Annotated in this window: 9 protein-coding genes; 5 read left to right on the top strand and 4 right to left on the bottom strand. The window is 68.6% G+C overall.

All coding sequences use genetic code 11. From position 1 onward, the window contains the following. Positions 1-36: 36 nt before the first annotated feature. From PK606_RS05815 to PK606_RS05805, 3 genes are all read right to left on the bottom strand, one after another. A complete protein-coding gene (locus PK606_RS05815; protein ID WP_324561650.1) occupies positions 37-687 on the bottom strand; it encodes an STY4528 family pathogenicity island replication protein in 651 nt (216 codons plus the stop codon). A gap of 486 nt (positions 688-1,173) precedes the next feature. Continuing rightward, positions 1,174-1,731 (bottom strand): adenine phosphoribosyltransferase, encoded by a 558-nt coding sequence (locus PK606_RS05810; RefSeq protein WP_324561648.1) that lies wholly within the window; start codon positions 1,729-1,731, stop codon positions 1,174-1,176. Between the two features lie 35 nt (positions 1,732-1,766). Then, entirely contained in the window at positions 1,767-3,764 is a 1,998-nt protein-coding gene (locus tag PK606_RS05805) for a cation:proton antiporter (RefSeq protein WP_324561646.1), read from the bottom strand. Positions 3,765-3,952: 188 nt separating this feature from the next. Between PK606_RS05805 and PK606_RS05800 the strand changes: the two genes are divergently transcribed. The 4 genes from PK606_RS05800 to PK606_RS05785 are packed head-to-tail and all read left to right on the top strand — an operon-like array spanning position 3,953 to position 6,900. Continuing rightward, positions 3,953-4,930 (top strand): KpsF/GutQ family sugar-phosphate isomerase, encoded by a 978-nt coding sequence (locus tag PK606_RS05800; protein WP_324561644.1) that lies wholly within the window; start codon positions 3,953-3,955, stop codon positions 4,928-4,930. Next, complete coding sequence (locus tag PK606_RS05795) at positions 4,930-5,490, top strand: KdsC family phosphatase (protein WP_324561642.1); 561 nt, start codon at positions 4,930-4,932, stop codon at positions 5,488-5,490. Before PK606_RS05800 ends, PK606_RS05795 begins: the two co-directional genes overlap by 1 nt. Beyond that, a complete protein-coding gene (gene lptC / locus PK606_RS05790; RefSeq protein WP_324561640.1) occupies positions 5,487-6,113 on the top strand; it encodes an LPS export ABC transporter periplasmic protein LptC in 627 nt (208 codons plus the stop codon). Before PK606_RS05795 ends, lptC begins: the two co-directional genes overlap by 4 nt. Positions 6,114-6,120: 7 nt before the next feature. Further along, positions 6,121-6,900, top strand: a complete 780-nt coding sequence (locus PK606_RS05785; protein WP_324561638.1) for an SDR family oxidoreductase — start codon at positions 6,121-6,123, stop codon at positions 6,898-6,900. A 98-nt stretch (positions 6,901-6,998) separates the two neighbouring features. On the opposite strand, the gene rbp is transcribed toward PK606_RS05785, so the two are convergent. Further along, positions 6,999-7,547 carry an RNA-binding regulator gene (gene rbp, locus PK606_RS05780; protein WP_324561637.1) on the bottom strand — a complete coding sequence of 183 codons (549 nt, stop codon included), beginning with the start codon at positions 7,545-7,547 and terminating at the stop codon, positions 6,999-7,001. 368 nt (positions 7,548-7,915) lie between these two features. On the opposite strand from rbp, the gene PK606_RS05775 reads away from it, so the two are divergent. Further along, entirely contained in the window at positions 7,916-8,482 is a 567-nt protein-coding gene (locus tag PK606_RS05775; protein ID WP_324561635.1) for a TMEM165/GDT1 family protein, read from the top strand. Positions 8,483-8,534 lie beyond the last annotated feature (52 nt).

The raw sequence follows: 8,534 nt of genomic DNA, 5'->3' as shown, positions 1-8,534 counted from the left end.
GACTTGGACAGAAGATGTGAACATTTGTTCCCTAAATTACTGACTTATGAGTAATACTTCTTTTTCTACAGTACGTACTGCTGTCGCAGATGCCGGAACGGGTTTCGGAATGCCGCCGCTGGCTTCGGGCACGAGGTCATTGCGCGGAGTTGAACCGCCAGGACTGTCCGGATCATGGTCGTCGCCCTGGTGCTGCAAGCGCCTGATCCGTTCTTGCATTGCTGCGGGCAGCTTTCCCAACCTGTCTGGATGGCGCATGGCCCCTTCGAGAATGGACTGTGCCAGTTGGCGGATCGTCGCGCTGGCGTGGCCAAGCGCCCGTTCCAACAGCGGCAGGTAGTCTTCATCCTCCAGGCACGCGTCGTTGAACGCAAGGGGCTGATTCCGCACCGCGTAGCGGCTGGCCATCGAGAAGCCGGTCATCGGATTGCGGCGGTACTCGACCAACGCAATCCACGTGGACAGCCGCAGGCACAGCACGGCCCTGGACACGGTTTCAAGGGCAGCCCGCTTGCTGCCCGGTGCGCTGGGCAGGTACTTGCGCAGCGCGTCGTAGCTGAGGACCACGGTGCCGTCACTGCTGGCCAGCGAACGGAACGTCAGCCAGGCGTTGCGCTCCAGCGGCGTCAGCCGCTCATCGAGCAACAGGGCTTTCGGAGTGACGATGTCTGAAGCTTGGTGTGACATGGTGAGGCTCCTATCGGTATCGGCCAACTGGCCAAAGGAGCCGTCATCTCACCCCGGCATCACCGCTGCCGCAGCCATCAATCCGAACTGCGCGCCTCCCGTTTTTTGAGCTGAAGCAGGGCGCAACATCCTTGGTGTTCCGGATCAGGAGGTGGGAAAATGAGCACGCTGCAGCGCATTGGACGTTGCTGAACGCCGATGGACGGGTTCGCGGCCTCTGATCAGGTTGCCCGCTGACACATTGCACCGGCAACAAGAGAGCGAGGAGCGTCCAAGACAGGCCATCCACCACTACCAAGGGACACGCTTGGTATTTGGGTCCAAGAATAGGTCCAAGCGCATTGCGGGACCGTCATGACTACCTTGAAAATCAACGGCATGCGCCATAAATGCCGCTTCTGCATCGGCAAGTGAGCCGTCGGCGGCGACTGAAGCTGTCGTCGCCTGCGCGGGTTACCGTTGCAGATGCAACGGCGGCCGTCGTCGTCAATGGCCGTCGAAATCCACCAGCGTGAACAGCTTCAGCCCGCCCTCCCGCAGGCGCGCCGAGCCGCCCAGCTCGGGCAGATCGACGATGGCCGCGCCCTCGGTGACCTGGGCGCCGAGCTTCTCCAGCAGCTTCTTGCCGGCCAGCATGGTGCCGCCGGTAGCGATCAGGTCGTCGATCAGCAGCACGCGCTGACCCTGCGCGACGGCGTCGGTGTGCAGCTCGACGGTGGCGCTGCCGTATTCCAGCTCGTAGGTCTCCTGCACCGTGGTGAAGGGCAGCTTACCACTCTTGCGGATCGGCACGAAGCCGACATTCAACTCGTAGGCCACCACGGAGCCGATGATGAAGCCGCGCGCGTCGAGCCCGGCCACCACGTCGGGGCGCAGGCCGGGCTCCATGTAGCGGTGCACGAAGGCGTCGATCAGCACACGGAACACGCGCGGGTTCTGCAGCAGCGGCGTGATGTCGCGGAACTGCACGCCGGGCGCCGGCCAGTCGGGCACGGTGCGGATGTGCTGGCGCAGGTAGTCGGTGACGGAAAAGGGCGTGCTCATGACTCCGCCATTGTGCCGTGCCGCGCGGCCGGGCTTCAACCGGCCAGCAGCTGCTCGGCGCGTGCCAGCGCGTCGGCCTTGCCGGACAGCACCAGGGTTTCGCCGCCCCGCAGTTCAACGTCGTCGCCCGGCAGCACCGGCGCGCCCAGGTGGCTGCGCACGCTGACCAGGTGCAGATCGTCGAGTCCGGCCGTCAGTTCGGCCATCAGTTCGGCCAGGCGCCGCCCGCCCAGCGCCTCGGGCAGCGTGAAGGTGTGCAGGCGCACTTCCTCCATCAGATCGGCGTCGGCGGCATCGTCGGCACCGTGAAAGAAGCCGCGCAGCAGGCGGTAGCGTTGATCACGCTGGTCGCGCAGGATGCGGATCACGCGCCGCATCGGCACGCCCATCAGCGCCAGCGCATGGCCGGCCAGCATCAGCGAACCTTCCTGTGCCTCGGGCACCACTTCGGTGGCGCCGGCGGCGCGCAGCCGATCGAGGTCACGGTCGGTGCGGGTGCGCACAATCACCGGCAGCTGCGGTGCATGGGCGCGAATGGTGGTCAGCACCTGCATCACGCCGTGCGGATCGAGCAGCGTGATGACCACGGCGCTGGCCCGGTTCAGCCCGGCGGCGACCAGCGCCTGCCGCTTGCCGGCATCGCCGAACGCCACGGCATGGCCCGCCACCTGGGCCTGGCGCACGCGATCGGGGTCGAGGTCCAGCGCCATGGTGGCGACACCTTCCTGCTCCAGCACCCGCGCGATGGCCTGGCCGCTGCGGCCATAGCCGCAGATCAGCACGTGGTCGCGTGCGTTGATCGCCTCGGCGGCGATGCGCGTGGTCTGCAGCGACTGCTGCAGCCACTCGCTGGCCACCAGGCGCATCACCAGCCGATTGCTGCCCATGATGATGAAGGGCGTGGCCAGCATCGACAGCACCATCGCCGCCAGGATCGGGTTGAACAGCTCGGGCGCCAGTAGGCCGCCGCGCCGGGCCAGCGTCAGCAGCACGAAGCCGAATTCGCCCGCCTGCGCCAGGTACAGGCCGGTGCGCAGCGCCACCGCACTGCCGGCGCCCAGCCGGCGCGCCAGCAGCACCACCAGACCGAGCTTGAACAGCACGGGCACCGTCACCAGCAGCAGCACCAGCGGCCACTGTGCCCAGATCAGCCGCCAGTCGAGCAGCATGCCGATGGTGATGAAGAACAGGCCCAGCAGCACGTCGTGGAACGGGCGGATCTGCGCCTCGACCTGGATCCGGAACTCGGTCTCGGAGATCAGCACGCCGCAGATGAAGGCACCCAGCGCCAGCGACAGGCCGGCGTGCTCGGTCAGCCAGGCCAGACCCAGCGTCATCAGCAGCAGGTTGAGCATGAACAGCTCTTCGCTGCGCCGGCGCGCCACCACCGTCAGCCACCAGCGCATCACGCGCTGGCCGCCCCACAGCAGCACGGTGATCAGGAGCGCCGCCTTCAGCAGCGCCAGCAGCAGGGCGTTGGCCAGTTGCTCGGGTGCGGCGCCCAGGGCCGGGATCAGCACCAGCAGCGGCACCACCGCGAGGTCCTGCAGCAGCAGCACGCCCATCACGCGCTGGCCGTGCTCGGAATCCAGTTCTGCCCGGTCGGCCATCATCTTGACCACGATGGCGGTGCTGCTCATCGCCATCACGCCGGACAGCGCCAGCGCCGCCTGCCAGCTGATCGGCCAACGCTGCGGCAGCAGCCAACCCAGCGCCAGCGCGCCGAAAGTAATGAGCAGCATAGTCAGCACTACCTGCGCCAGCCCGAGGCCGAACACGTGGTTGCGCATGGCGCGCAGCTTGTGCAGGTTGAACTCGAGCCCGATCACGAACATCAGGAACACGACGCCGAACTCGGCCAGGTACTTGATGCTCTCGGCGTCCTGACCGAACGCCAGGCCCAGCGTGTGCGGCTCCATCAGCACGCCGGCCACCAGGTAGCCCAGGATCGCCGGCAGCTTGAACCAGCGGCACGCGGCCACGCCCAGCACGGCGGCCAGCAGGTACAGCAGCGTCAGCTCGAGGGCGGTCATGGATGAACAGAAAGGCAGGCCGGCGCAGCCGCGCGCGCTCGGGGACGCTGGATGGCAGCACCGCGGCACTGCGTTTCACGGGATTCATGATACTCCTGAAAGCATAGCGATCAGCGTCGGTTCGGCACGCCTGGATCGCGCCGCGCGCCAGCCCGCCGCGGTGGCCGGGGCGCCGATAAAATCGCAGGATGAGTTTCGACCCCGCCCAGGTGCTGCGGCTCGCCCACGAGACGCTGGATATCGAGGCCGCTGCCGTGCTGGGGCTCAAGAGCCGGCTCGGCGACGGCTTCGTGGTGGCGGTGGAGTTGATGCTGGGTGTCAGCGGCCGCGTGGTGGTGATGGGCATGGGCAAGAGCGGCCACGTCGGCCGCAAGATCGCCGCCACGCTGGCCTCCACCGGCACGCCGGCCATGTTCGTGCATCCGGCCGAGGCCAGCCACGGCGACCTCGGCATGATCCAGCGGCAGGACGTGGTGCTGGCGATCTCCAACAGCGGCGAGAGCGACGAGCTGATCGCCATCGTGCCGCTGCTCAAGCGTCTGGGCGCGCCGCTGGTGGCGATGACCGGTCACGCCGGCTCCACCCTGGCGCGCCACGCCGACGTGGTGCTGGACAGCGGCGTCGAGAAGGAGGCGTGCCCGCTCAACCTGGCGCCCACGGCCAGCACCACCGCGCAGCTGGCGCTGGGTGACGCACTGGCGGTGGCGCTGCTGGACGCGCGCGGCTTCCGCGCCGAGGACTTCGCCCGCTCGCACCCGGGCGGCGCGCTGGGCCGCCGCCTGCTGACGCGCGTGGCCGACATCATGCGCAGCGGCGACGAGGTGCCGTGCGTCGTGCCGCAGGCCAGCTTCAGCGAGCTGATGCGCGAGATGACGCGCAAGGGCCTGGGCGCCTCGGCCATCGCCAACGAGGACGGCCAGGTACTCGGCATCTTCACCGACGGCGACCTGCGGCGGCTGGTGGAAACCGGGCGCGACCTGCGCGAACTGAAGGCGCGCGACGTCATGCACGCCCACCCGCGCCACATCCGCGACGACGTGCTGGCCGCCGAAGCGGCCCAAGCGATGGAGAAGCACCGGATCACCGTGCTGCTGGTGCTGGACGCCGGCGGGCGCCTGATCGGTGCCATCAACAGCAACGACCTGATGCGCGCCAAGGTGATCTGATGACGCCGGCGCTGAACTTCCCGCCCGAGTTGCTGCTGCGCGCGCAAGGCATCCGCGTGGCCTTCTTCGACGTCGATGGCGTGTTGACCGATGGCGGCCTGTACTTCAGCGCCGAGGGCGAGGCGCTCAAGCGCTTCCACACGCTGGACGGCCACGGGCTCAAGCTGCTGGCGCGTGCCGGCATCGCGGTCTGCGTGATCTCGGGGCGCGATTCGGCGCCGCTGCGGCTGCGGCTGAAGACGCTCGGCGTCGAGCACCTGCGCCTGGGCACCGAGGACAAGCGCCCCGCCGCTGAAGAGTTGCTGGCCGAGCTCGGGCTGGACTGGTCGCAGGCCGCCGCCATCGGCGACGACTGGCCCGACCTGCCGGTGCTGCAGCGTGCCGCCTTCGCCTGCGCGCCGCCGCAGGCGCACGCCGAGGTGCGCGCCATCGCGCAGCACGTCACCACGGCGCGCGCCGGCGAGGGCGCGGCGCGCGAGTTCTGCGACCTGCTGCTGGTCGCCGGCGGGCATTACCGGCGCCTGCTCGAACACACATTGACGCCGGAGCCGCGCGCATGAACCGGGCGCGCCTGCTGCGCTACGGCATGGACCAGCTCTCGACCTGGCTGCCGGCGCTGCTGATGATGCTGTTCGCGCTCGGTACCTGGTGGCTGGTGCGCAACGCACCGAAGTTCCCCGACGCGGCGCAGCAGGCGCCGGTGTCACCCGAGCCCGATTACTTCATGCGCCAGTTCTCGGTACGCAGCTTCGACGCCGACGGCCGACTCAAGTCCGAGCTGACCGGCGCCGAGGGCCACCACTTCCCGGTCAGCGACACGCTGGAAGTCAGGCAACCGCGCATGCGCTCGTACGACCAGCAGGCGCGCCCGACGCTGGCGACGGCGCGGCGCGCGGTGTCGAACGGCGACGGCTCGGAGGTCAGGCTGTACGGCGATGCCCGGGTGGTGCGCGAGGCCATGCCGCGCGCCGACGGCGGCATCACGCCGCGCATGGAGTTCCATGGCGAGTTCCTGCACGCCTTCGTCGACGAGGAGCGGGTCAGCTCGGACCAGCCGGTCGAGTTGCGACGCGGCAGCAGCCGCTTCACCGGCAACCAGTTCGACTACGACCACAAGAACGGCGTGGCGCAACTGAAGGGACAGGTGCGCGGCGTCATCGAGCCCCGGGCGCAGACCCGTTGACGCCCGCATGACGGCGCCCCTGGTCTTCATCACCGGCGCCTCGAGCGGCATCGGGCAGGCACTGGCGCTGCGTTACGCCGCCGCCGGCTGGCGGCTGGCGCTGGTGGCGCGGCGCGAAACCGAGTTGACGACCTGGGCCGCGGCACATGGCTGGCCGGCCGGCTGCTGGCGCGTGTACGGCGCCGACGTCGCCGTCATCGACAGCATCGTCGCCGCGGGCCGGACCTGCCTGGCGGCACAGGGCGTGCCGGACGTGGTGATCGCCAACGCCGGCATCAGCATCGGCATGGACACGGCCGAGCGCGCCGACCTTGAGGTCATGGCGCGCACCTTCGCCGTCAACAACACCGGCATGGCGGCGACCTTTCACCCCTTCATCGAACCGATGCGCCAGCGCGGCAGCGGCCGTCTGGTCGGCATCGCCAGCGTGGCCGCCATCCGCGGCCTGCCAGGCCACGCGGCCTATTGCGCCAGCAAGGCCGGCGTGCTCGCCTACTGCGAGAGCCTGCGCGGTGAGTTGCGCGACAGCGGCGTGCGCGTGGTCACCATCCTGCCCGGCTACGTCGACACCCCGCTGACGCGCCAGAACCGCTACGCCATGCCGTTCCTGATGCCGGCCGAGGCCTTCGCCGAGCGGGCGCGGCGCGCCATCGAGGCCGGCCGCAGCTACCGGGTGATTCCGTGGCAGATGGCGATCGTCGCCAAGCTGCTGCGCGGGCTGCCCAACCCCTGGTTCGACCGCATGCTGTCGGGCCGGCCGCGCAAGGCGCGCCAGCATCAGCCGTAGATCAGCAATACCGGGCGCGCCGAATGAAAAAGGCTCCACTCGGGAGCCTTTCAGATGATCGATGCGGGCATCATACCCTGTGGCGTGACGCCAACAGATCAATAATCGTCGCCGCCGCGGCCGCCACCGCTGTCGTAGCCGCCGCCATCACGCCGGCCACCACCGTAGCCACCGCCGCCGTAGCCGCCACCGCCGCCGCCTTCACGGCGACCACCGCCGCCGCGCGGGCCGGAACCATAGGGGCTGCGGAAGCCGCCGTCATGGCCACCACCGCCACCATCACCGCGGCCGCCGCCGTAGCCGCCACCGCCTTCGCGCCGGCCGCCACCATAACCACCGCCGCCACCACCATAGCCGCCGCCACCGCCGCCGTAGCCACCCGAGCGCGGTGGGCGCGGTTCCATCGGACGCGCTTCGTTGACGACCACATTGCGGCCGCCCAGCGACTGGCCGTTCATGCCCTGGATGGCGGCCTGCGCCTCGGCATCGCTGCCCATCTCGACGAAGCCGAAACCCTTGGAGCGGCCGGTGTCGCGCTCCATCATGACCTTGGCGCTGGTCACGGCGCCGAACTGGCCAAATGCCTGCGCCAGATCGCTGTCGCGCACCGAATACGGCAGGTTGCCGACGTAAAGTTTGTTGCCCATTAACCGGGACTCCTCAATGACAAAAGAAAAGCGATGGAGTCCGCAAAACGCCTTTGCACGAGCCCGAGCTCAGGCAAGAAAGGGCAACTGACTGTGTTCACCGCAGGATCGCATGTGTGCGGAAAGCGCACACCCGCGCGATTATGCGCCAGAACCGGCAAAGTCAAGCATGATAATAATTCCCGACTTTTGCAGTCAGCCAATGTGCCTGCAGGCGCCCGCGACCAGCGCCACGGGCCTGCCTACAATGCCGACCGGCCACGGATTCGCACCACCACCGCCCATTTATTGCCGCCCGCACCACCGGCCAGGCCGCGCCCGTCAGCCGCAGTCCAAGACACCCATCTGCTGTCTCACCCTCCGCATCCATGGAAGCATTTCTCCTGTCCACCGGCATCGTCACGCTGGCCGAAATGGGCGACAAGACCCAGTTGCTGTCGCTGGTGCTGGCGGCGCGGTTTCGCAAGCCCTGGCCGATCGCCTGGGGCATCCTGGTGGCGACGCTGGCCAACCACGCACTGGCCGGGGCGCTCGGCACCTGGGTCACGACCATGCTGGGGCCCGACGTGTTGCGCTGGGTGCTGGGTGGTTCCTTCATCGCCATGGCGGCATGGATGCTGATCCCCGACAAGCTCGATGACGGCGACACGCCTTCGAAGACCAGCCACATGGGCGTGTTCGGCACCACGCTGGTGGCCTTCTTCCTGGCCGAGATGGGCGACAAGACGCAGATCGCCACCGTCGCGCTGGCGGCGCAGTACCAACAATGGGCGGCGGTGGTGGCGGGCACCACGCTGGGCATGATGCTGGCCAACGTGCCGGTGGTGTGGTTCGGCGACCGCCTCGTCAAGAAGGTGCCGATCCGCGTGGTGCACCTGGTTTCGGCGCTGATCTTCCTGGTGCTGGGTCTGGCCGCACTGCTGGGATGGGGTTAGGCCGGCTGGCCGGTCGCTTGCTATACTGCGGCTCCAGCGCCGATTTGCCTCT

Origin of the sequence: Ottowia sp. (genome assembly GCF_035444425.1) — a bacterium.
Lineage (GTDB): Bacteria > Pseudomonadota > Gammaproteobacteria > Burkholderiales > Burkholderiaceae_C > Ottowia.
Note: the sequence above shows the minus strand (reverse complement) of the source record. Positions and strands in the feature narration are given on the sequence as shown.

Excerpts from the sequence above, each read along its gene's own strand:
- PK606_RS05815 (WP_324561650.1), bottom strand. The coding sequence starts at position 687 with ATGTCACACCAAGCTTCAGACATCGTCACTCCGAAAGCCCTGTTGCTC.
- PK606_RS05810 (WP_324561648.1), bottom strand. The coding sequence starts at position 1,731 with ATGAGCACGCCCTTTTCCGTCACCGACTACCTGCGCCAGCACATCCGC.
- PK606_RS05805 (WP_324561646.1), bottom strand. The coding sequence starts at position 3,764 with ATGACCGCCCTCGAGCTGACGCTGCTGTACCTGCTGGCCGCCGTGCTG.
- PK606_RS05800 (WP_324561644.1), top strand. The coding sequence starts at position 3,953 with ATGAGTTTCGACCCCGCCCAGGTGCTGCGGCTCGCCCACGAGACGCTG.
- PK606_RS05795 (WP_324561642.1), top strand. The coding sequence starts at position 4,930 with ATGACGCCGGCGCTGAACTTCCCGCCCGAGTTGCTGCTGCGCGCGCAA.
- lptC (WP_324561640.1), top strand. The coding sequence starts at position 5,487 with ATGAACCGGGCGCGCCTGCTGCGCTACGGCATGGACCAGCTCTCGACC.
- PK606_RS05785 (WP_324561638.1), top strand. The coding sequence starts at position 6,121 with ATGACGGCGCCCCTGGTCTTCATCACCGGCGCCTCGAGCGGCATCGGG.
- rbp (WP_324561637.1), bottom strand. The coding sequence starts at position 7,547 with ATGGGCAACAAACTTTACGTCGGCAACCTGCCGTATTCGGTGCGCGAC.
- PK606_RS05775 (WP_324561635.1), top strand. The coding sequence starts at position 7,916 with ATGGAAGCATTTCTCCTGTCCACCGGCATCGTCACGCTGGCCGAAATG.